The following is a 22,976-nucleotide window of genomic DNA, read 5'->3' on the forward strand; positions in this document are numbered from 1 at the left end:
CTAGCCAAAAGTATTTCTGATGTATCTTGGTCCAGCTTCGTCTCCAAATTACAGTACAAAGCTGAATGGTATGGGAAAACAATTGTCAAAATTGATAGGTGGTATCCATCCAGCCAGATCTGTTCAGAATGTGGGCATCAAGATGCAAAGAAAGCCCTTAGCATCCGAGAATGGATGTGCATTACTTGTCATACAAAGCATGATCGTGATATCAACGCTAGCAAAAACATCTTGGTTGAAGGGCTAAGGAAACTATCCCTAACGTAAAAAAGAAATAATCAAGAACCGTAGGAACTACGGAGATAGCTTGGTGTATAAGAGAAACCACTGTGGGTAGTGTATGCCACCACTCTCAAGTATGCTTTATTCCCAAGAATCTCGTGATTTTAGTCATGAGAGGTTCAATCTATACTCATATGCGTGTACATGCCTGTAGTACTCAAGCTTATGCTCAAGCAGTTTCCGTAAAGTTCGTAAATCGACACTTTCTTCATTCAAAAGCAGTGTCGAAATGTATCCGCAAATGGTGAAGCTTATAAAAATTTACTTATAAATAATATTGTGTTAGATGTTATAATAAATTAATAAGTATGATAAATTTTAGTACTCAGAGTTTTTTGATGAATCTATCTTAATAAAAATAATATTCGATTCAGGTAATAACTTTTGTAAAAATTACACTATTTTATTGACTGAAAAAGCAGATTGATTTTGTAGAGTACCAACCCCTATACAGTTTTTAAAAACCTTGGTTAAAACCAACGTTTAAACGAATAAATTATTTTATTGTAATAGCACATAGTATAAGTATTATCCTTTTTAATATGGAGAATAGCATTCTAAATTAAAAAAAGGTAAGTTTTTACTGTTAAACCGCTTTAAATAAACGAATATACAAGTATATACTTGTAAAAACTTAACAATACAAGCGGGGGTGTAGAATTGGAATTTTCATATACAGTTGTAGACAATAAGTTGACGAAAACGGTAGATAAGACAATATTAAATTATGGAATTAGTATCGACAAATTATTGCAATTAGAATCTTTTTTTGAAGTTGTTTATGTACCTGAAAATAGTAAAAAGTTAATAAAAAGGGTTTCAGTCATTGAGTTAAGAAAGTTTAGTTCCTGGATAAAGGGTGAAGAATTAGCTTTAACTACTGTGGAAAACTTTCCTACAAAAGAATTACAATTGACACTTATTAAAGAGCTTGCTACTGGGGGAGTAACTTGTTTAGCATTTCATCCTGGTAACGAATCAAATAAAAGTTGGAAAATTTATAAAGAGACAATCGATTATGCTAAGCGCTATGAACTGCCTTTGTTACAACTTAATGCATCATGTACGTATGCTGAAATAATTGATTTATTATACAATATAGAAATAAAAGAATACAAGAGTCAGGTGAGCATTTTAAGTAATGTTAATCAACTCCTTTTTCAATATTTATCGCAGACTTTAACATTAGATAAATTGCTTCGAAATATTTCTGAAATGACAGGCTTACAATTTATTATCTTAGATGTAAATTTGAATGTTACTTCTAGTTCACGGATAGAAGATAGTTATATAAATATTATTAACAGTAATTCTTTTAAAAAGTTTATGAACGACAAAAAAACTATACAACTTTTAACAAACGGTAATAGTATTATTGTTGACACTGTTATTGAAGATACTAATTTTCATTTTTTTGTTCGTCCAATTAAAGAAAATAAGTATGTTAAACAAGTATTAGTCATTATTGGTTCTGTAGATCATCCGATGATTGACAAAATTATTGAGAGTATAGAAAAAGCATTAAATCTCAAAAAAGAAGAATCCCTTGAGAAGATAATGGGCAATATAAATAAGGCAAACGTTGAATTATTTAAAAACAACAATCTTAAGCAAGCAAAATTGTATTATTCCAAAATTGGTTATAAGTTGGAAGATAAAAATGCAATAATTATTATGGATATAAATACGGAGATGGAAAATAACTCATCTATGGATTTGAATTATTTAGATAATATAAGGTTTAGAATTATTAATCAAATTAATCATTATTTTAAGGGAAGTATTTTTGCAACATGGTATAATAATAATTTCGTTATTTTTTTAACATTAAAATCGAAGGAACATTTTGAGGAAATCTCTTATGAACTATTAAATATGATGAATTTTACGTTTCCCTTTTTACAAATTAATTTGGGATTAAGTAGTTCTTACACGACCGAATTGTATAAAGCATACAATGAGGCTATTTCTGCAGTTAAGTCAGCAAATGAATTGGATAAAAGAATTGAGTATTTTGATGATCTAAGTTTTTTTCAAATAATCACTGACTTTGGAAATAATTATTATATTAAACATTTTTATTCTAACGAGTTAGAACCGCTTTTGTCATTAGAAGAAGAAAACAAAAAAGAAATAATGGCCACTTTGGCTACTTTTCTAGATAATAACTTAAACTATAAAGAGACAGCCGACCTTCTGTTTGTTCATCCTAATACGGTGAGATATCGAATTCGGAAAGTGAAAGAATTGTATAAGAATGAACATTTATTTTCTGATTCTGAAAAGAGATTAAACCTTTCTATTGCAATTAAAATGTATCAGTACAAATGATTTATTCTATCGCTTTTTTTTCCTCATATCGTTCGACTAGAAATGTGCTAAATTAATAATGATCAATCGGAAACATAATCTTTTTTAAATCTCACAGACGGTAAGCGGAAGAGTTCAAATAACGATATAGCGGTATTAAAAAGTATTAATACTAACTTTGTATGCTACTTGCAGACTAGTATATAAGTGGTCTGAACTGTTCCACTTTAATTTCGACTATTACGTATTTTATATATATTTGTTATTATTCTGTACTGTTTCGAAATATTTCAAGTTAAAAAAAGAAATTCGACTGGTGATGTCGAATTTCTTTTTTATTTTATAGAATGGCAAGCATTGCGACTACTTTCTGGAACAAAATTGATATTGTTACTAAATTGCAAAGATATCATCCTTTTGTTAAGCGTTTACAAAAGTCGAGAAATACCTTGTAACTGGCTGATATATGATTAAGGAGATAAATCACTGATAATGTTAATAATTAGTTTTAGAAAATACAACAAAAGGGGTTTTGGTAACGATGAAGAAAGAAGTGAGAATTGGTTTTGACGTAGGAGGAACTTTTACAGATGGGGTTATTGTAAAAGGAAAAGATATATTATCGAAAACGAAAACATTAACTACTGAAGATGTAACGTCTGGAATCATCAATGCCCTTGATGATTTACTTACAGCAAGTAAGGTAGATCCACTAGAAGTAGGTATGGTTTCCTTTGGTACGACACATACAACTAATGCTATTATTGAACGAAAAAATTTAAATAAAGTAGGAATTTTTAGAATAGGAGCACCAGCAACGACTGCTATCCCACCATTAACTGGATGGCCTAACGATTTAAAAGAAGCTATCGGCGGAAATGAAAACGTTTTTATTATCAATGGTGGTTCCGAGTATGATGGTCGAGATATCGTACCACTCGATACAGAAGCAGTACAAAATGCATGTAAGGAATTGGAAGGAAAAGTTGACTCTGTAGCTATTACAGGTGTATTTTCTCCGATGATTCCTGATCATGAAAATAGAGTAGCAGAAATTGTGAAAGAAGTTTTAGGTGACGATATTCATATTACTTTATCACAAAATATCTCTACTATTTCTTTATTAGAAAGAGAAAACTCGACAATTTTAAACGCATCCGTTATTTCAGTGATGCAACGTTCAATAAACGCTTTAAAAGATGCTACAAAAAAACGTGGTATAGAAGCTTCTCTTTATGTTGTACAAAATGATGGTAGTGTTATGTCTTCTGATTATGCAGTTGACTACCCAATATTCACTGTAGCATCAGGTCCTGCAGCAAGTGTTAGGGGAGCGGTTTATTTATCAGGAATAACAGATGGGGTTGTTGTCGATGTGGGAGGAACTTCAACAGATGTTGGGTATATTGTAGATGGTTTCCCACGTGAATCTGCAATTACAGTAACAATTGGAGGCGTAAAAACAAATATTCGTTGTCCAGATTTATTATCTATTGCATTAGGTGGCGGAACGATTATTAAAAATAGCGGAGACAAAGTCGTTGGAATAGGACCTGAAAGTACAGGTTACAATCTAGTACATTTAGGAAAATCATTTGGTGGCCCGATTTTAACTGTGCATGATGTTGCCGTCGCTAGGGGGGGACTAAACAAAAATCTTGATATTTTCACAAATAACTTTGTTACTCATCCTGAAAAAATTAAGGAACTTTCTAATGATTTAGTAATGAATGCAACGAAAAACATTACTGAAATGTTGGAGGTGACAATTGATCAGATGAAAACAACGCCTGAAGATATACCTGCTTTAATTGTTGGAGGTGGTGCGACAACAATGCCGAAAGAAAATGTGTCAGGAACTACAGAGGTAATTAACCCTGATCACTTTGAAGTATGTGGCGCAATTGGAGCAACTATTGCTGAAATTGGAGCACAAGCTGAAGCAGTTGCTGACTTAGAAGTGGAGGATAGAGAACAAGCGATTAATGAAGTTATTGAAATGGCAAAAAATAATTTAGAAATTGCTGGAGGAGTGAAGGACACAGCAGAAGTTATTGATATAGAAGAAATTCCATTTGCCTATATGCCAGGAAAAAGACAAAAAATTAGAGTGAGAGTAAAAGGGAAAGTATTTAACTAAACTATTTTAAATTGAATTAGGAGGCAAAGTAGCGATGAGCGTATATGAAGTGTTAGAAAAGTGGGGCATCAAAAACTATCGAATAATTGATGAACAAGCGATTGAAGAAATAACATTAGGTGCATCTATTTTGGCGACAGGTGGCGGAGGGGATCCAGAGATCGGTCTCTTATGGACATTAGGAACAATCGAAAAAGGGAAAGATATTGTCTTAATTAATCCAGAGGATGTTCCGGATGATGTTATGGGTGCAAGTGTAGGTTGTCTAGGAGCTCCGATTGTATTAACAGAAAAACCACCGAGTCACAATGTATTAGAAAAAGCGTTTAAAGAGTTATCTAGATATCTTGGAGAAAATCTAGAAGTTGTTATTCCTTTTGAATGTGGAGGTGTTAACTCGACTGTTGCTTATGCAATAGCTGGCGAACTAGGAATCCCTGTTATTGATGTAGATGGAATGAATCGTGCATTTCCTGAATTACACCAAACATCTTGGGTAGCGAACGGGAGTCATGCATCTCCGGCAGTTTCTGTAGATGACCGGGGGAATATGACGATTATTGATACGAAAGAAGATAATTTACGTGCAGAGAATATTGCAAGGAATGCTGCAATGGCTTATGGCGGTATATCTTGGAAAGCATCTTATCCTTTAACAGGAAGAGAAGTAAAAGAAAAGTCAATATTATATTCACAAAGTATCGCTTGGGAAATTGGAAAAGCAGTGAGTGAAGCACGACAAAATCATCGAAATCCAATTGATGAGATTATAAAAAAATTAAAAGAGACGCGCGGTGTAGAAAGTTTTAAAGTGTTTAATGGAAAAATTGTTGATATAAACCGTGATTTTGGTGGAGAAGCTACCAAAGGATTTTCTTCAGGGAAAATTCAAATGGAAGGAATGGGCGAGTATAAAAACCAAATAGCTGAAATTGACTTTCAAAATGAATGGTTACGGTTAAAGATTGACGGAGAAACGTTAAGCTTGCCACCTGATTTAATAACGATACTAGATAATGAAACAGGAGAGCCGATTCGAACAGATATTATGAAATACGGTTATCGTGGTTCAATTTTATTAATTCCAGCACAAGAAAGAATGAGAACTGAAAAAGGTTTAGAAATTTTTGGACCATCTTATTTTGGTTACGAAGAGTCATATGAGCCTGTCGAAGATATTGTTGCAAAGAAAGGAAGATAAAAATGATTTCAAATGTAAAAAAATATATCGATCAAGATGATCGTTATACAGCATTAATAAAAAAGGTGCATAAAAATCCTTATATTGAAGCGAAGGATTTATTAGAAAATATATCTGAAAATGACTTGACATTTTACGAGAATGCAATCAATCAGTTAACGAATGAATTTATCTTTGTAGAGCTTACAAGCCAAGCTGGATCAACGGTTGAATCGAGAGTTCCGAAGAAAATATTCATTATAAATCCAGAAGTTTCTGATGAACTCGACAAGATTTTTAGTTAGGGGGGAATTTATCGTGGAACAAGAGTATGGTGATCGAGTAACTAAATTTGTTAAGAAGCTCCAGGATAAAAGCATCGATGCAACAGTATTTTTTGGACAAGAAAATATTCGCTATTTTACTGGCTTTCAAGTAAATCAATTAACGGAATCTGTTCTTATCATTGAACAAGATGGAACTATATCCTATTTAGTTCCAAGATTAGATCTTTTTCGAGCAAAAAGAGATTGTTGGATAGAGAGTATCCATGCCTTTTTGGAAGATACTCCTGATTACTTAGCGCCATTAAGAAAATTGGTAAAAAGGAAATGGAAAACAATCGGAATTGAACAAAGTAGTATTACATTACATCATCTATCTTATGTTCAAGGTATTTTTAACGGTAATTTAGAGGCTATTGAACAGCTGATGACAGAGCAACGTAAGGTAAAAACAGCAAATGAGATCGTTAAGCTTAGAAAAGCAGGTGAAATAGCTAGTTTGACGATGAATATGGCGAAGAATTATATCGTGGAAAATAAGCAAGTAACTGAGAGAGAAGTTACTGGATTTGCAAAGTATGTGATGGATAAAAATGGTGCGGAAAATTATTCGTTTGAACCATTTATAATGTCAGGAGTTGATTCAGCACTTCCGCGTAGGGTTTCATCGATGAAATCATTAAAAGAAGGCGAATTAATATTGTTTGATATGGGATGTATTTATCAAGGATATTGTTCAGATATAACGCGGACATTTTGTTTAGGAGAGGCTTCCGACGAACAAAAAGAAATTTATCAAATCGCTTTAGAAGCACAACAATTAGCGATGAAAACAATTAAACCAGGAGTAATTGCACAAGAGGTAGATAAAGTAGCAAGAGACTTTATTAAAAAACATGGATTTGGAGAGTTTTTCCCTCACTTAACTGGACATGGCTTAGGTATTGGTATTCATGAATATCCGATTATTGATGAAGGCGAAGAGAGTGTTTTAGAGGAGAATATGGTTGTAACAATTGAGCCAGGTGTCTATGTACCAAATATAGGAGCTGCAAGAATTGAAGATATGATTCTTGTTACGAAAGATGGTTATGAGTATTTAACTTCTTCACCAAGAGAAATGATACTTAATTAGGGGGTGAGTGACGTGTCTGTATATGATTTATTAGAAAAATGGAAAGTAAAAAAATATCGAGTAATTACTTTGGAAGATTTAGAAGATATTACGGTAGGTTCTACATTGCTTGCTACTGGAGGTGGTGGAGATCCAGATATAGGATTTCTTTGGGCGCAAAAAATAATTGAAGATAAGCACGAAATTGTTTTGCTTGACCCAGAGGATATTCCTGATCATGAATTAATTACAAGTGTTGGTTGTTTAGGTGCTCCAGTCGTTCTTACTGAAAAGCCCCCAGGTGGAAATGAAATTTATAAAAGTTTAGAAGCAATATCAACCTATTTAGGAAAAGATGTCAATGCAATTATTCCTGCTGAAGCGGGTGGAGTGAATATGACAATTCCAATGGCAGTTGCAGGTGCATTAGGTATACCAGTTATTGATGCTGATGGGATGGGAAGAGCATTTCCAGAACTGCAAATGACTTCTTTTTATATTGGAGGTGTAAGTCCATCTCCTGTTGCAGCAAGTAACGAAAAAGAAGAAGTATGTATAGTAGACTCCGAAGAAGGAGAAGTTTCTGAACGCATTATTCGAAGTGCCGCGATGGCTTACGGAGGTATTTCTTGGATTTCTAGTTATCCTATGTCTGGGTTGGAAATGAAAAAAACAGCAATCCATCGAACCGTTACACATGCACAAGAAATTGGAAAAATAGTAAGGGAAAATCAACAAATTAATACGGAGCCTGTTAAAGATTTTGCTTCTTTTACAGGAGGAGAAATCGTCTTTAAAGGAAAAGTGACAGACTTAAACAGAGATTTTGGTTCAGAAGTAACGAAAGGATTTTCATCAGGGTTGATTACTTTAGAAGGAATCGATTCCTATAAAAATAGCGAAGCAAAAGTAATGTTTCAAAATGAGTGGTTACATCTTGAAATAAATGGAAAAACATTGTCATTACCACCTGACTTAATCATTTTAATGGATCCTGAAACGGGATTAGCACTACGAACCGATATTATAAAATATGGTTATCGTGCTTATATCGTTTTAATACCAGCAGATCCTAAAATGAAAACAGATAGAGGTATAGAAATATGTGGTCCGCAAGCTTTTGGAATAAATAAACAATATCAAACGCTGGATCAATTAAAAGAGTGACATTACTTTAGTTCGTATTAATGAAGCTGCCCTAGCTGGATAAATAATAACTTCGGGCAGCTATAAAACCACTATTATTTTCAGACTATTATTAATTTTGAAGTAAGGGAGATGAAGAGATGGAAAGTTATGATGTTAACGTCAGTGAGGGAATGTACGCTAAAAAAGCAATTCCAGAAAAGGAAAGAAAAAGTTGGATTGGTGTAGCGGCAATTTATTTCGGAATGACAGCTGCCCTATCTGCTTTTGCTACAGGTGGAGCACTTATTAGCGGATTAACATTAATACAGTCGATTGGAGCAACAATTTTAGGAACAGCAATTTTAGTTTTTCTATTTTTTATTCCAACTGGTAATATTGGGGCTCGAGAAGGTTTAAATACGTATATGATTGGAGAAGCAGCTTTTGGTTCAAAAGGTTCTAATATTGCAACCGCATTCATCATTACTATAATACCTTGTGTCGGTTGGTATGGTGTTCAAGTTTCTATTGCGGCTACTGCATTAACAGAAGTATTAGGGGGAAACGAAAGTTTAACCCCTTGGATGATGATTATATTAGGGATTATTTTCTGTATTCCCGCAATGTTTGGTGTAATTAGTATGGCTTGGCTGGACTATTTAGCAGTTCCTGCAATATTAATTATTACAATTTATGGTTTTTCTAAAGCGATGAGTATTACAGGTATGGAAGGTTTGTTTGAATATACACCTACTTCAAGCCAAACGATAGTTTGGGGAGCAAACTTAATGGTTGGAAGTATGGTTGTCGGTGCCTCTTTTACTGCTGATTACACTAGATGGACGAGAAATAAATTGTCTCATGTATCTTATGCAGGTATAGTTGGAAATTTCCCACCACTATTAATTTTAACGATTATTGCAGCAATGATGGGAATTAGTGCTTCTTCTCTTGGAAACGTAGAAGAGCCTTGGAATATTGCAGAAGTAATGAAGGTTTTAGGATTACCGATCATTTCACTGTTCCTAGTTATCATTATGCAATGGTCAACTAATATAACTTCTTCTTATAGCGCTGGACTAGCCTTGACAAAAGTATTCGGCTGGAGTCGATTTTGGTGGACATTAATTGCAGCAATTGTTGGTACTGTTTTATCGTTAGTTGGTATTATGCAATTTTTTATTGGATTTTTAGGAATTTTAGCAGCTTTTGTTGCTCCCGCAGCTGGTGTTATTATAAGTGAATATTATTTTGTGTCAAAAGGAAAGTTAAATAGAAAAAATGGACTATATTGGCCAGGTATTATTTCGTGGTTAATTGGAGGGTTTGTAGCTTTTTTATTACCGTTTTTTATTCCTGCAGTAAATGGCGCAATAATATCGGCTGTAATTTATTATCTTTACCACACTTTTTTAGCAGATAAGAAAGTATAAAACTTTCTTATCCTGCATAAGTGTAACTAAGGCATTCGCGAAAAGGCTTGGCGAATGCCAAGTTTTCTAATAAAATCTTAATATCATGAGCAATAGGCTAGATTAGCATTTGGTTTTTAATAAACGATTAGAGAAGGACTACTTCTTCTTAATATAAGTTTAGAAAGGATCATAGTAATTTATTATTTTAAGTGAAAAACAAATTCAAGAAATTTACGGTATGAATCAAGCGATAAAAGATATGGTACTCTTCTTTAGAATTTAACTTTTATAAAATAATGGATTTATCTATGTAAAAATACTCTCATTTCGTAAACGAAAATTGTTTGTTTATAGATGGGAGTATTTCTGTTTCTCTATCGTCATATTGCATAAAATTAATTATAATGAATAAAAGTTTTTGTTTAAGTAAATAGCAAGTCAATTGTATACTATTAGTAGAGTAACAAAGAATGGAGTGTGGGTAATGCGGGAAGTTGTCATTGTCGAAGGTTGCAGGACAGCAGTTGGTAGAAGAAAAGGAGCTTTTAGTAATTATCGGGCAGATGACTTATTTGCCGAAGTGTTAAAAGAAGTTGTGAAACGAGCAGGAATTAATAAAAGTGAAGTGGAAGATGTAATTGCTGGATGTGTGACACAAGTAAACGAACAGGCAATGAATGTGGCGCGAACAGCAGCTTTAATTGCTGGTTTTCCAATTACAGTTCCAGGTGTTACGATTGATCGTCAATGTGGCTCAAGTCAGCAAGCAGTTCACTTTGCGGCACAAGCCATTGCCTCCGGCGATATGGATATTGTGATTGCTGGTGGAGTGGAAAGCATGACAAGATCTCCGATGTTTGCTAATGTTGGGGAAACAAAGCCGAGTAAGAGGTTGTTAGAGAAGCACCATATCGTTAATCAAGGAATATCGGCAGAAATGATTGCTGATCAATGGGGCTTTTTGCGCCAGGATTTAGATGAATTTTCGCTTAAAAGCCATACATTAGCGCTACAAGCGATTGATCGGGGTTATTATAGAGATGAAATTGTCCCGGTTAAAGTGGAGGATGAAGATGGAGAGATTCACACAATCATACAAGATGAGGGGCCACGCAGAGAGACGACAATAGAAATATTAGGTGATTTACAGCCCGTATTTAAAGAAAATGGGAAAATTACTGCAGGAAATGCTAGTCAAATGAGTGATGGAGCAAGTGCCGTTTTACTGATGTCCCGGGAAAAAGCAGATGAAATAGGTGTAACACCAATTGCAAAAATTACCGCACGTACAGTGGTAGGATCTGATCCGACTCTTATGCTAACTGGCCCAATTGAAGCAACGAGAAAAGTGCTTGAAAAAGCGCAACTAACGTTAGAGGATATAGATCGATATGAGGTCAATGAAGCATTTGCACCTGTTCCACTTGCTTGGTTACATGATTTGAAAGCAGATCCTTCAAAACTAAACGTAAATGGTGGTGCCATAGCATTAGGTCATCCACTAGGAGCTACGGGAACGAAATTACTTGTTTCATTGTTGCACGAGTTAGAACGAATTAATGGAAAATATGGCTTGCTTGCGATTTGTGAAGGAATGGGGATGGCAAACGCAACTGTAATTGAACGGATCACATAACCACGAAGGCAATTGAAGTAGCAAAACAAAGAAGTCGAGAAGATATTGCAAAAAAAGAATAAAAGAATTTACAACGTTATCTATTTTATACACCCTTTAAGAAGGAAATATCATCTTTCATAGACAAGAGCGGATGAAAAGAAAGCTTGTTGATCGAATGCAACACTTTATGACAAGAAGGAATTGTGTTCTAAAGTTGATACTTTACGAAATCAACAATCCCAAGTACCAACACCGAATCAATTAAAAAGAGAATGGAGCTAAAGCAGTAAGAATGCTCTTACATAAGTGATCAAAAGGATATGGAAGAGGAGGTATTACTTTTGAGTTCCAATCCTAAACTGTTTTTAACAGACGGTGAGAAATCAAAACTTAGAAGAGCGAAAGTGAAAATAAGGGAAATACATACTTTAAATAAGGAACAAATAGCACAGATGTTAGACGTTTCTGTTGAAAGAGCAAAAATTTTAAAAGGGTTAGCAGATTTTCAAAGTGTCCCTTCTATTGGTTCTAAATTAGCTGAAAAAAGTTGGTTTTTGAGTTGAACATTTTTTCTTTATCGGAAATCAAGGACAAGGATGGTCCCAAACTCTTTGATGAATTAGAACAAAAATTAGGTGTATGGACTGATAGTTGTGTTGAAGATCAAATTCGTTGTGTGATCAACTTTTCTAACAATCCTGAGAGTAGTAAACAGTGGTTTGATTTTACAAATGAGCGGCGGGTTTATCGTGACAAAATAGGCTTCCCTAAAAATAGACCTATAAAGGCTTGGTATGAATAAGCTTAGAAAGTTTAATACAAGTCGTAGTATTCTTATGGGATATACTCACTCTTGATTACTTTTAGACCATTATAAAGAATGTTTGCTATTTTAAAAGAAACATTGGGGCTTGATGTTACTTTAGGCTATTTATGTTGATTTCAAATGAATGGCGTTATTTTAGGTTGTTGAATGTCAATAGGATGTCAAAGACCTTTCTATGGACATTAGAACAGCTTTAATGTTTAGGCTCTGTTATAGTTAATTGTTGATATTCTTAAAGCCATTCAAAAACTGAATCCAGCAGAGAAACATCGATTATGAGAGTATTTAATTGATGCACTAACCGCATCGTCCTCGACAGGAACTGTTCTACAAGAAATATCTGAACGTCAAAATAAGAACGGTTATCATGTCCTGATTACGAATCAGAGTATAGTTCGGTTTGGAAAATATTCAACCGTTGTTGATGGCAAGGAAGTAAAAAAGCAACGTTATAGATGTAAAGCGTGTAAAAAGACATTTACCGACCTAACCAACCACTGTTCTATATCGAACTCGTCGTCTTAACCAATGGATGAAATTTATTGAATGTATGGTGGATGCAACGATTTAACGGGGTTTCAACGAAGTATTTAAAGGAATGATTTTCGCTTCTTTTTATCTATTGCTTTACTTATATTTTTGGATTACACCCTTGTTCAAATAACGTAACAGATTGTAGGATTATGTTCTAAGGAGGTATAAAATGAATAGAGATAATGGGACTACTGACGGAACAATGGAGAAACAAAGACAAGAAATAGAGAGAAAAAAACAATATGATATAGTGACTGGTTTAGGCTGGAGAAACTTTGGAATAGCGTTCCTTGTGATAGTAATAGCTATTGTAATATATGCTGTTTTCTTCCGTTAACAGGAACTTTCTATCAACATTAAACTTTAACAGAGCCAATGTTTAAAGTAAAAAGCGTGAAAGAAACATATGTAAAGTAGAGTTTATTACTAAAGCAGCTAAAAAAAAGATTAGGGCATTAAAGTAGGTCATTTAGGAAATCCTGCAATTCAATTAGGAGTTTATGGAAAAACTTAAAAATAAACAACTCATATATAGAAGAAGAAAGACATAACATATTTCAAATGACTAATATGTTATGTCTTTTAATGTATTTACCATTTTTTGATTTAGATTTTGACAATTTATTTATCGAGCTTCTTTTTACCTTTTCTTTTTATCTAAATGAATAACGACACCGCGAACATAACGAATATTTTCTTCCTCAACCTGTCCCTCCTTCGCTTCCTCCAGTTTTCCCCATTTCATTAAAATAAATAAGAGGGCAAAAGAATAACTCGCTAATTGAGTAATTTTTAAAATTCCTCCCGCAGCTTGCTGATCATAGATCAATGTTAAGGCTGGAATGATTGCACCCTCAATTGGAAGATACATTGGAAAGTATGCATGTTGAATAATCACATAAAAAAAGCCGATTGGAAATAGCGCAAGAGATGCTAAAAAGATATATAATGCGCGTAATAAGTAGTCAAGCCCTTTTATTTCAGGAACTGGATTGATCATCACCCACCACATAAAAATGGCATTTATAAACAAGATTACTTGAACAATAAATGATAGAAAGAAATTCATGTGTACTACATTAAATACAGCCGGTATAAAATAAAGTGTTAAAAGTCCATTAAATGTGATTAAAGTTAACCAAGGATGTGCTAAAATATTTAAAGCAAATTTTGTTCGGTGATTCCATATATATTGTCGCCAAAAATTAGTTGGAAAACTTAAAATGAGTAAAGGGATGACAACAAAATAAGTAAGCGACAATTGTAATGTGTGAGCACTAAACAAATACTGAGTCGCAATGACGTCAAATGGTGTAGCTTTTAAAAGCAGCAATAGTATAATTGCAATCATAAAATAATATTTTTGATTTTTTGTAACCGAATAAAGCGGCGATTGAACGACTTTCTTTCTATATAAAGAAGAAATAATTAAGAAAAAAATGACCCAATGTAACTTAAATAACGTGTATAAAGAATGGTTTTCAACTAAAAATTTGAACAATTATTTTTTCACCACCACTTCTTATCGTTTTGACCATCTATTTAGTGGCCTAAAAGAATCGAACATCACTTTTGTTACATATATTCCATTTTACCAAATGATTATTCAATCGCAAAGGAAGTGGGGACTTGTAAGGATTTCCCTTTAAAACGCCTTACCGAATATGCCAAGTAAAACGAGAATTCCTAAAATTATCCAAAATAAATTTTTCCAAATAGCCTTAGGGATGATTCGTTTCCTATTCCACCTATTAGGGTTAAAATGTATATCATTAGGATCTTTTCTTTTACGCGGTCGATTTCGAGCCATTGAAAAAGGCTGGGTGTTTCTAAGTGCAATAGGCCCAAGAGCAAATCCACCAAGAAATCCAAAGATATGTGCAGCTATATTAATGTTTGGTTGAATAAATGTCATCACTAATCCGATCAAGAAAATGACTTGAACAATTTGTGCATTGGCCGAATCGATTAAATCTTTTCTAAAGAAAACCATGAAAATATAAATACCAAACAGTCCGTAAACAGCACCTGAAGCACCTAGGTGTGGAGTATTTGACATCTGATCAATGACATAGGTTCCGATATTTCCTGCAAGTCCAGTTAAAAAATAGACGATAATGAATTTAAATTTACCGAGCATTTGCTCTAGGGCGGGTCCAAATAAAACGAGTGCAAAGGAGTTAAAGATGACATGACCAAGCCCACCATGTAAAAACATCGGGGTAACAAGGCGCCAATATTCACCATGATAAACAGATAAATTATGACCAATTCCCCAATTATAAATAGTATAGCCAATTGGTAAATGAAGAAGGTCGATCATAAGCCATAATAATAAATTAATAATGATGATGATTGAAACAACAGGGTAAAAGCGCATAAAATCTTGAACACTTCGTTCTGTGCGAATAAACATAAAATCCTCCCCGACAAAATAAAAATATCTTTGAATATAATATAATCTTTCCCAAGATGTAAGTCATGTATAATGATTAATCGTTCAAAGAGGAAAGAAAAATTTAATGGAAGAAAGGTATCATACAAATGATTAGTGGAATTGGAATTGATATTATTGAACTTTCAAGAATTAAGAAAGCAATAACAAGGAACAATCGATTTATCGACCGAATATTAACAGAAAATGAAAAAGGAGTTTATGAAACATATAAAAAAGAACAACGAAAATTAGAGTATGTAGCAGGGAGATTTGCTGCTAAAGAGGCTTTCGCTAAAGCCACTGGAAAGGGTATAGGCAAATTAAGTTTTCAGCATATTGAAATTTTAACGAAAGAAAATGGTGCACCAATGATGAACGTACAAGGGTATGAAGGAGAAAAAATTTATTTATCTATTACTCATAGTAAACAATATGCTGTAGCTCAAGTTGTCATTACTAAATAACATGGAAATCCACCCTATCACCGAAAGAACTTTTGCATAAAATGAATACTTGTCTCATATAGTTTAGTGCAGGTGAGAAGAAAGCTGTTGTTATATTTTTTACATGATATAACTCTCGCTTCCAACCTCATCTAATTGACTCGGCGTGGCTGGGGTACTACGAAAATGAGACAAAGGAGATAGGTGTATGGGGAAAAATAGAAGGCTTTTTGCGCTAATAACTTTATGTATGTTGTTCATGATAGCAGCTGGTTGTGGCGGGAAATCACAGGAAAATGTCGTTAAAAAGATTGAAGAAAAATTAAAAGACATGAACGGCTATAAAGTTGAAGCAGAAATGACGATGAAAACGGGACAAGAGGAGCGAAGTTATGATATTAATGTTTGGTTTAAGAAAGGACAGGAAGACTTTTATCGTGTTGGATTAGAAAACGAAGAAGAGGAAGGCGGTCAAGTTATATTAAAAAACGATGAAGGGGTTTTTGTACTAACACCTGCCTTAAACAAAAGTTTTAAATTTCAAACGGATTGGCCTGAAAGTAGTAGCCAACCTTATTTATATCAATCATTAGTCAATGACGTCATCACGGATAAAGAGGCCAAATTTACAGACAGTGAGTCACATTATATTTTTCTAACGAAGACGAATTACCAAAACAATACGAATTTACCGTATCAAGAAGTATATTTTGATAAGAAAACTTTTGCACCTACAGCCGTAAAAATAATGGACAAAGATAACAATACACTTGTTGAAGTAACATTTAATTCATTTGATGTAAATCCAGCTTTTCAAAATAATGACTTTAATCGAGAATCAATTTTAAAAGATACGTTAGCAGATACATCTGCTGTTACAAATATGGAACAACAAGAAGATTTGGCAGTAATGTTCCCACTAAATACGTTAGGTTCTGAGTTAATTGAAAAGCAAGAAGTGTCTCTTGAAGATGGGGAGAGGGTCATTATGACCTTCAAAGGAGATCGTAATTTTACGCTTATTCAGGAAAAAACGACGGTAGTTCCAACTTCAGCTGAATCGACATTAGAAGAAGTAAGTGGTGAAGTTGTGAATTTAGGGTATAGTATCGGAGCAGTTTCCAACAATACATTAGAATGGAATTATAATGGTACCGACTTTTATCTAGCAAGCGAAGATATGACGATTGAAGAATTAATTGAAGTTGCTTCTTCGATACAAGGACAAGAAATAAAGTAAGACTCTCTTGAGCAGTCTCCTTACTGAGTCTGCTCTTTTCAATGTTGGTTAAGAAATGGCGTAGGACTCAGGTGCCAGACTTATAAGAAGCATCGTTCATTAATCGTACATAAATTTTAATGCCACCGCTTTCAAACAGGTTGAAAAAAGATAGCCTTTAGAGTAAAATTCAAGCAGTAGAACCAATCATTATTATCTATACTTGAATTTTTCTTTATTTTTGGGAAGGGGCAACTATATGATGAAATTTCGTAATACTTGGGCTGAAATAAATTTAGATGCAATTGGATATAATATACAACAACTGAAAAAATTACTTCCCGAAGACCGTAAAGTAATGGGTGTTGTAAAAGCAAATGGATATGGACATGGAAGTGTGCAAGTAGCACAAACAGCGCTGGATGCTGGAGTCGATTTTTTGATGGTAGCATTGTTGGAGGAAGCGGTAAAGCTACGGGAGCATGGCATTAGAGCACCAATTTTAGTTATCGGTAGAGTACACCCTTCCTATGCAAAAGTAGCTGCAGAACTAAATATTACCTTAACCGTTTTTCAATCAGACTGGTTAAAAGCTTTACACAATGAGAACTTTACGGAACAGCTTTCTGTTCATGTAGAATTTGAAACTGGCATGAACCGTACAGGAATTTGTTCAAAAGAAGAATTAGAAACAGTAATGGAGGAAGTAAACAAGCTTGAGTCTGTACGCATTACGGGAGCATATACTCATTTTGCAACGGCAGATGAAGTAAGTTCTGCTCATTTTCAAAGCCAGCGGACACGATATGAGGAAATGTTAGAACATCTAACATCCATCTATCCACATCCTTTAATGACACATATAGGAAATAGTGCTGCAGGAATTCAATACCCACAACATATGCATCAATATACACGTTTTGGTGTCTCTATTTATGGATTATATCCGTCTCATGATATTAGACAGCTTGAAAACGTTGCATTAAAGCAAGCTTTCTCATTGTATAGCGAGCTTATTCAAGTGAAAAAAATTAAAGCAGGAGATTTCGTCGGATATGGAGCCACATATGTTGCTAAAGAAGATGAATGGATCGGGACAGTTCCAATCGGTTATGGGGATGGATGGCGACGTTCTTTACAAGGATTTTATGTTTTAATAGAAGGGAAAAAAATGCCAATCGTTGGACGAATTTGTATGGATGTCATGATGGTTAAATTGGATAAACCTTATGAAGTAGGCCAAAAAGTAACATTAATCGGTGAGGATAATGGGGCAGTTATTGATATGGATGATGTCGCCAATTACCTTGAAACAATAAATTATGAAATACCTTGTATGTTGACAAGTCGTGTACCACGTCTTTACAAATAAAGAAGCAAGTTAGTTATATTTCCTTTTGCATTATGATAGGTAAAATGATAATATTAAAGAAGAATTTCATAGGTCGTTTTACTATCATCGGAGGTGTATGGTGTTGCCAGACAGATTAGAGGAAGTCTTAATTAGATTACCAAAAAATCTATTCATTGAGGTGAATGGAATGGCAAAGCATGAGAATAAAGATATTAACGATTTAATTTATCAAGCCACAAAAAATTATGTCCAATATAAAAAGGAAATTCGACAACTTCATGAGTCGATGCAAAAAGGCTATGAAGAAATGGCTAGGATAAATTTAAATCTTTGTTCAGAAGCATTTTTAGCTGAAGAGGAGGCTAAAAACACCTTAGACCGCTTAGTGATCGGGGTGTAGCGATTTGATCGTTCAAAGGGGCGAGGTTTACTTCGCTGACCTATCACCAGTAGTGGGATCAGAGCAGGGAGGCGTGCGGCCAGTGTTGGTCATCCAAAATGATATTGGTAACAGATTTAGTCCAACTGTAATCGTTGCTGCAATCACTGCCCAAATTCAAAAAGCTAAACTTCCAACTCACGTAGAAATCAAAGCAGAAGAGCATGGGTTTGAGCGTGATTCTGTGATCCTGTTAGAGCAAGTAAGAACGTTGGATAAACAGCGATTGACAGATAAAATTACGAAACTAGATGCAGAGACGATGAAGGAAATTAATCATGCTTTGGAAATTAGCCTAGGACTAGGGTTTAAAAGTTTATATGATCAATAAATGGCAGTACTCCCCCACGTGTCACATGTGCGGGAGTTTTACATTTTAATATCATTCTTTTCGCAAAATAGTCCATCTTGTTTTTGGCATAACGACCAAAAGTGCATCAAAAAAAGCTTCTCGAATCAACATGACTCGCGAAGCTTATTTCTTATTTTTTACGTCTACAAAATAGTAAACATGCAGCTGCAATAGAAGCAGCAGCAATAACAATAGGTGTCTTTTTTAACTTATTATCTGATGTGTACAATTTATCTTTCAATATTAAATTAATGTTTTGTGGACGTTCAGCTAATCGGCGCATGAAATACCCGTACCAATCGTCACCAAATGGCAAATACGTACAGAACAAATACCCTTCATTAGCAAGCTGTTCCTGCATTTCAGTACGAAAGCCGTAAAGCATTTGAAATTCAAAGTTATTTTTATTGATGCCTTCTTCAGCAGCAAATTGCTTAATCTCTTGAATGATATGATGGTCATGCGTCGCGATGGAAGTAAAAGTATTACATTTTAATCTTTTCTTTGCAAGCTTTAAAAAGTTTTCATCGATCTCTTCTTTCGATTGAAAGGCAACTTCTTCACTTTCTTTATAAGCCCCTTTTACAATGCGAAGTCGGACATCTTTATATTTGTCCATATCTGTTTCAGCATGATAAAAGTATGATTGAATGACAGTACCAACATTATCAAAGTCTTGTAAGAGCTCGTCCAGCACTCGAATAGTTGGGGCGTAATGATGATAATCTTCGGTGTCGATATTAATGAAAATGTCATATTTATTAGCTGTTCCAACGATTTCACGCATATTATCAAGGCAAAATGATTCATCGATATCTAGTCCGAGCTGTGTTAATTTTACCGAAATATGACAAGATACTTGTTCTTCATGAATTCTTTCAATGACCGAAATAATTTTCTCTTTTGCAGCTGTTGATTCCGATTTTTCAGTAACAAATTCTCCTAAATTATCAACTGTACAGCTTATCCCTTTATCATTAAGGCGTTTTACTGTTTTGATGACACTGTCTATATCTGTCCCAGCGACGAACTGTTCCGCTCCAAGACGATATCCCCATTTTTTAGCACTTTTATTCAATAATTCGTTGTTCGATAAAGCGATAAAAAAGTCTCTAGTTAAATTAGCCATTCTTTCTACTCCTTTCCATCAAGTAAACAAATCATTTTTTAATATCCATTAATATCATACCATGGAAGATTATAAAACCTTTACTATTATTATGTCAGTATTAGCAAAAGTTATTTTAAAACAGATTAAAGGGAAGGATTAAATTCATATTTGATCCCTTTATTAATTTGGCATAAAAATTTCCTTTCTATCATATCATTTTAAGTTTCCATGATTTTTCAATTGACTTAAGCGCCTAGATTCCTTATCTTGCGTACTAAAAAGAAGCACCGCTAAAAAATTTTATTATATACTCAACTTTCGCAGAGGAAAAGGGACAAAACAGCCTTCGTAGAATGAAGTGGGAATTAGATACAGTGCTGAAGTCGGCTTTGGATGAACTGTTTGCATTAAGCAGTCTGTTTACATTAAGATTCCACTTGTTCTTTTTGGAAAGTTTGTTGCTTTCATTAACGCCGATGAGATAAACTGCGCAGTTTATTTTTATATATGTAAAAAACAAAAAATCTATTTGGCTATATCATGGTTGTCAAAGATATAATTAGGAGCATCCCAAGTGTAACCAAGCGAAACTGTTTGAACTCAATTTATTGGTGCGAAAGTTGAATTATATAGAAGGAAAAATTTTTCCCTTCTTTTTGTCAGGTGTATGCAAGTTCGTGAAAAGTTGTTTTATCGTTTTGGGTAAAAGACACCTGCTTTAATTTTTAGTAGGGCATATCCTAAAAACAGGTAGTAGATGAATTGTCTTTTTCCGTTGCGAAATATCCGTTTATAAGGTGTAATGTTCTTGTACAGATTGTTCTTTGAAAACGGAAGGTATCAGGTTCTAGCAGGAACTCGTCTGTTAGGCAAAATCTTCAACGATCGAATCGTCTTGTTTAGCGGTAAAGCGAACACCAAGCAGTTATGCTGGTGTTCGTAGGAATCTCCGTCTTCAAGATTCATTAGAAATTAGAGAGAGTAGTCCCATTCTGTTGAAATAAGCCTTAAAAAAATTGACGAAGTAGTAATAAACATGGTAAATTTATAAAGAACATTTTAAAGTAATAAAAAAAAGTAAATAAATTTCGATAAGTTGTTGACAAGCAAGAGTAAATGTTGTATATTAATTCTTGCTGCTGTAATTTGCAATGACGAGTACATATACTGATTTTAGTCATAGGCATACAGTGAAGATTCTCACTTTAAGAAGTGAGTGCATGATGAACCATATAGTTACAAACATATTTAAAATAATACTAAAACCAATTTTTTATTCCACAGTAGCTCAGTGGTAGAGCAGGCCGGTACAAAACGTTCTTATCCTTTATATTAACATGGATAGGCCTGCGAGGAGTGCGAATGCACGACGAGCCGTAAAGCTTATGGACATAATTTAAAGTATATAAAAAATATTCTTATTCCACAGTAGCTCAGTGGTAGAGCAGGCCGGTACAAAATGTTCTTATCCTTTATATTAACATGGATAGGCCTGCGAGGAGTGCGAATGCACGACGAGCCGTAAAAGCTTATGGACATAATTTGAAGTTTATAAAAAATATTCTTATTCCACAGTAGCTCAGTGGTAGAGCAATCGGCTGTTAACCGATCGGTCGTAGGTTCGAATCCTACCTGTGGAGCCATGGAGAAGTACTCAAGAGGCTGAAGAGGTACCCCTGCTAAGGGTATAGGTCGCGATAGCGGCGCGAGGGTTCAAATCCCTCCTTCTCCGCCATTTATTATTGGCCCGTTGGTCAAGTGGTTAAGACACCGCCCTTTCACGGCGGTAACACGGGTTCGAATCCCGTACGGGTCATTTGATATCTTCATTATTATATCATTACATTTGGACAACCGATGATTGGGCTATAGCCAAGCGGTAAGGCAACGGATTTTGGTTCCGTCATTCCTAGGTTCGAATCCTAGTAGCCCAGCCATAATATTTATACGATTTTATCGAGTAAGTTAAAGCATTGATGCTCTATTTAAATTGGGTGACCTGGTTTAATTGCTTGTGAAACGTAAAATGGAAATGGTTTATATGAGCCATTAGCTCAGGTGGTAGAGCATCTGACTTTTAATCAGAGGGTCACAGGTTCGAGTCCTGTATGGCTCACTTTCATTTTTATATAATGTTAGTTCTCATTAGAAGTGGTTGTTACTTTTTTTAAAAAATGAGGATGAATAAGTAGTCACTAATGAAATTTTGCGGTCGTGGCGGAATGGCAGACGCGCTAGGTTGAGGGCCTAGTCGGGGTGACTCGGTGGAGGTTCAAGTCCTCTCGACCGCATTAAAACAAAAAAAGTTTGCATTATTTTTCTTAGTGTGTTATATTATTTCTTGTCGTCAAAAAAATATGCGGGTGTAGTTTAGTGGTAAAACTCCAGCCTTCCAAGCTGATGTCGTGGGTTCGATCCCCATCACCCGCTCCATATTATTTTACGATGGGCCTGTAGCTCAGCTGGTTAGAGCGCACGCCTGATAAGCGTGAGGTCGGTGGTTCGAGTCCACTCAGGCCCATATTGCTTCAGAAAATAAACAAAATAGTGTTGACTCCGAATAATTTGTGTGATACACTAGAGTAGTTGCTCAATTGAAGCGACATAAAATTTGCTCCTTGAAAACTGAACAGACACAACATAAATGTCAAGAGAAGTTGAATGTATATTCTATATACTTTTAACCTCGTCTAAATAAGATAATTTTTGAAGCTAAGACATGTTTTCGGTGAAAACATGATAACCAAACTTTTTATGGAGAGTTTGATCTTGGCTCAGGACGAACGCTGG

General features: G+C 34.6%; 20 protein-coding genes, 8 tRNA genes and 1 pseudogene. 26 read left to right on the forward strand and 3 right to left on the reverse strand.

The features are described 5' to 3' along the window. Positions 1-12: 12 nt before the first annotated feature. The 13 genes and pseudogenes from DFR56_RS22125 (at position 13) to DFR56_RS23185 (ending at position 13,168) form a co-directional block, all read left to right on the forward strand. Positions 13-267, forward strand: coding sequence for a zinc ribbon domain-containing protein (locus DFR56_RS22125; protein ID WP_425326639.1), 255 nt, complete (start codon positions 13-15; stop codon positions 265-267). Positions 268-942: 675 nt separating this feature from the next. Beyond that, entirely contained in the window at positions 943-2,613 is a 1,671-nt protein-coding gene (locus DFR56_RS22130; protein WP_110397638.1) for a helix-turn-helix domain-containing protein, read from the forward strand. Between the two features lie 520 nt (positions 2,614-3,133). Then, entirely contained in the window at positions 3,134-4,732 is a 1,599-nt protein-coding gene (locus DFR56_RS22135; protein ID WP_110397639.1) for a hydantoinase/oxoprolinase N-terminal domain-containing protein, read from the forward strand. Between the two features lie 34 nt (positions 4,733-4,766). Then, positions 4,767-5,933 (forward strand): S-methyl thiohydantoin desulfurase family protein, encoded by a 1,167-nt coding sequence (locus DFR56_RS22140; RefSeq protein WP_110397640.1) that lies wholly within the window; start codon positions 4,767-4,769, stop codon positions 5,931-5,933. Between the two features lie 2 nt (positions 5,934-5,935). Continuing rightward, positions 5,936-6,217: a hypothetical protein gene (locus tag DFR56_RS22145; RefSeq protein ID WP_110397641.1), complete on the forward strand. Its 282-nt coding sequence runs from the start codon at positions 5,936-5,938 to the stop codon at positions 6,215-6,217. A 13-nt stretch (positions 6,218-6,230) separates the two neighbouring features. Beyond that, positions 6,231-7,331: a M24 family metallopeptidase gene (locus DFR56_RS22150; RefSeq protein ID WP_158525771.1), complete on the forward strand. Its 1,101-nt coding sequence runs from the start codon at positions 6,231-6,233 to the stop codon at positions 7,329-7,331. 12 nt (positions 7,332-7,343) lie between these two features. Next, complete coding sequence (locus DFR56_RS22155) at positions 7,344-8,477, forward strand: S-methyl thiohydantoin desulfurase family protein (protein WP_110397643.1); 1,134 nt, start codon at positions 7,344-7,346, stop codon at positions 8,475-8,477. A gap of 119 nt (positions 8,478-8,596) precedes the next feature. Further along, the gene (locus DFR56_RS22160; RefSeq protein ID WP_110397644.1) at positions 8,597-9,871 is read left to right on the forward strand and encodes a purine-cytosine permease family protein; all 1,275 of its coding nucleotides are present in this window, start codon (positions 8,597-8,599) and stop codon (positions 9,869-9,871) included. 466 nt (positions 9,872-10,337) lie between these two features. After that, positions 10,338-11,489, forward strand: a complete 1,152-nt coding sequence (locus DFR56_RS22165) for a thiolase family protein (RefSeq protein WP_110397645.1) — start codon at positions 10,338-10,340, stop codon at positions 11,487-11,489. Between the two features lie 323 nt (positions 11,490-11,812). Beyond that, positions 11,813-12,034 (forward strand): hypothetical protein, encoded by a 222-nt coding sequence (locus DFR56_RS23875; protein WP_342353181.1) that lies wholly within the window; start codon positions 11,813-11,815, stop codon positions 12,032-12,034. Then, the gene (locus DFR56_RS23880) at positions 12,031-12,273 is read left to right on the forward strand and encodes a helix-hairpin-helix domain-containing protein (RefSeq protein ID WP_342353182.1); all 243 of its coding nucleotides are present in this window, start codon (positions 12,031-12,033) and stop codon (positions 12,271-12,273) included. Before DFR56_RS23875 ends, DFR56_RS23880 begins: the two co-directional genes overlap by 4 nt. A 243-nt stretch (positions 12,274-12,516) precedes the next feature. Further along, positions 12,517-12,856: pseudogene (locus DFR56_RS22175) on the forward strand (transposase); the annotation flags it as partial. 144 nt (positions 12,857-13,000) lie between these two features. After that, entirely contained in the window at positions 13,001-13,168 is a 168-nt protein-coding gene (locus DFR56_RS23185) for a hypothetical protein (RefSeq protein ID WP_158525772.1), read from the forward strand. Positions 13,169-13,471: 303 nt separating this feature from the next. Here the strand turns inward: DFR56_RS23185 and DFR56_RS22180 are convergent, their stop codons facing one another. Both DFR56_RS22180 and DFR56_RS22185 read right to left on the reverse strand, forming a co-directional pair. Beyond that, a complete protein-coding gene (locus DFR56_RS22180; RefSeq protein ID WP_110397646.1) occupies positions 13,472-14,332 on the reverse strand; it encodes a cytochrome c oxidase assembly protein in 861 nt (286 codons plus the stop codon). A gap of 144 nt (positions 14,333-14,476) precedes the next feature. After that, positions 14,477-15,247 (reverse strand): rhomboid family intramembrane serine protease, encoded by a 771-nt coding sequence (locus DFR56_RS22185; protein ID WP_110397647.1) that lies wholly within the window; start codon positions 15,245-15,247, stop codon positions 14,477-14,479. A 128-nt stretch (positions 15,248-15,375) separates the two neighbouring features. On the opposite strand from DFR56_RS22185, the gene acpS reads away from it, so the two are divergent. From acpS to DFR56_RS22210, 5 genes are all read left to right on the forward strand, one after another. After that, entirely contained in the window at positions 15,376-15,732 is a 357-nt protein-coding gene (gene acpS, locus DFR56_RS22190; RefSeq protein WP_110397648.1) for a holo-ACP synthase, read from the forward strand. 187 nt (positions 15,733-15,919) lie between these two features. Then, complete coding sequence (locus DFR56_RS22195) at positions 15,920-16,951, forward strand: LolA family protein (protein ID WP_110397649.1); 1,032 nt, start codon at positions 15,920-15,922, stop codon at positions 16,949-16,951. A gap of 238 nt (positions 16,952-17,189) precedes the next feature. After that, positions 17,190-18,302, forward strand: a complete 1,113-nt coding sequence (gene alr / locus DFR56_RS22200; RefSeq protein ID WP_342353183.1) for an alanine racemase — start codon at positions 17,190-17,192, stop codon at positions 18,300-18,302. Positions 18,303-18,399: 97 nt separating this feature from the next. Continuing rightward, a complete protein-coding gene (locus DFR56_RS22205) occupies positions 18,400-18,684 on the forward strand; it encodes an antitoxin (RefSeq protein ID WP_110397650.1) in 285 nt (94 codons plus the stop codon). Between the two features lie 4 nt (positions 18,685-18,688). Further along, positions 18,689-19,054: a type II toxin-antitoxin system PemK/MazF family toxin gene (locus DFR56_RS22210; protein ID WP_110397651.1), complete on the forward strand. Its 366-nt coding sequence runs from the start codon at positions 18,689-18,691 to the stop codon at positions 19,052-19,054. A 151-nt stretch (positions 19,055-19,205) separates the two neighbouring features. Here the strand turns inward: DFR56_RS22210 and DFR56_RS22215 are convergent, their stop codons facing one another. Then, a complete protein-coding gene (locus tag DFR56_RS22215; RefSeq protein ID WP_110397652.1) occupies positions 19,206-20,204 on the reverse strand; it encodes a proline dehydrogenase family protein in 999 nt (332 codons plus the stop codon). A 1,550-nt stretch (positions 20,205-21,754) separates the two neighbouring features. On the opposite strand from DFR56_RS22215, the gene DFR56_RS22220 reads away from it, so the two are divergent. The 8 genes from DFR56_RS22220 (at position 21,755) to DFR56_RS22255 (ending at position 22,707) form a co-directional block, all read left to right on the forward strand. Beyond that, positions 21,755-21,829 (forward strand) — tRNA-Asn (locus tag DFR56_RS22220). Between the two features lies 1 nt (position 21,830). Next, positions 21,831-21,921: transfer RNA gene (locus DFR56_RS22225), tRNA-Ser, on the forward strand. A gap of 9 nt (positions 21,922-21,930) precedes the next feature. Further along, positions 21,931-22,002: transfer RNA gene (locus DFR56_RS22230), tRNA-Glu, on the forward strand. A gap of 46 nt (positions 22,003-22,048) precedes the next feature. Next, positions 22,049-22,123, forward strand: a tRNA-Gln gene (locus DFR56_RS22235). A 106-nt stretch (positions 22,124-22,229) separates the two neighbouring features. Beyond that, positions 22,230-22,302: transfer RNA gene (locus DFR56_RS22240), tRNA-Lys, on the forward strand. 92 nt (positions 22,303-22,394) lie between these two features. After that, positions 22,395-22,477, forward strand: a tRNA-Leu gene (locus DFR56_RS22245). Between the two features lie 68 nt (positions 22,478-22,545). After that, a tRNA-Gly gene (locus DFR56_RS22250) sits at positions 22,546-22,619 on the forward strand. 14 nt (positions 22,620-22,633) lie between these two features. Next, positions 22,634-22,707, forward strand: a tRNA-Ile gene (locus DFR56_RS22255). Positions 22,708-22,976 lie beyond the last annotated feature (269 nt).

This window comes from Pseudogracilibacillus auburnensis (assembly GCF_003201975.1).
Taxonomy (GTDB): Bacteria; Bacillota; Bacilli; order Bacillales; family Amphibacillaceae; genus Pseudogracilibacillus; species Pseudogracilibacillus auburnensis.

Coding starts and splice junctions, on each gene's coding strand:
- acpS (WP_110397648.1), top strand. CDS start 15,376: ATGATTAGTGGAATTGGAATTGATATTATTGAACTTTCAAGAATTAAG.
- DFR56_RS22145 (WP_110397641.1), top strand. CDS start 5,936: ATGATTTCAAATGTAAAAAAATATATCGATCAAGATGATCGTTATACA.
- DFR56_RS22195 (WP_110397649.1), top strand. CDS start 15,920: ATGGGGAAAAATAGAAGGCTTTTTGCGCTAATAACTTTATGTATGTTG.
- DFR56_RS22185 (WP_110397647.1), bottom strand. CDS start 15,247: ATGTTTATTCGCACAGAACGAAGTGTTCAAGATTTTATGCGCTTTTAC.
- DFR56_RS22165 (WP_110397645.1), top strand. CDS start 10,338: ATGCGGGAAGTTGTCATTGTCGAAGGTTGCAGGACAGCAGTTGGTAGA.
- DFR56_RS22215 (WP_110397652.1), bottom strand. CDS start 20,204: ATGGCTAATTTAACTAGAGACTTTTTTATCGCTTTATCGAACAACGAA.
- DFR56_RS22160 (WP_110397644.1), top strand. CDS start 8,597: ATGGAAAGTTATGATGTTAACGTCAGTGAGGGAATGTACGCTAAAAAA.
- DFR56_RS22205 (WP_110397650.1), top strand. CDS start 18,400: ATGGTGTTGCCAGACAGATTAGAGGAAGTCTTAATTAGATTACCAAAA.
- alr (WP_342353183.1), top strand. CDS start 17,190: ATGATGAAATTTCGTAATACTTGGGCTGAAATAAATTTAGATGCAATT.
- DFR56_RS22140 (WP_110397640.1), top strand. CDS start 4,767: ATGAGCGTATATGAAGTGTTAGAAAAGTGGGGCATCAAAAACTATCGA.
- DFR56_RS23185 (WP_158525772.1), top strand. CDS start 13,001: ATGAATAGAGATAATGGGACTACTGACGGAACAATGGAGAAACAAAGA.
- DFR56_RS22135 (WP_110397639.1), top strand. CDS start 3,134: ATGAAGAAAGAAGTGAGAATTGGTTTTGACGTAGGAGGAACTTTTACA.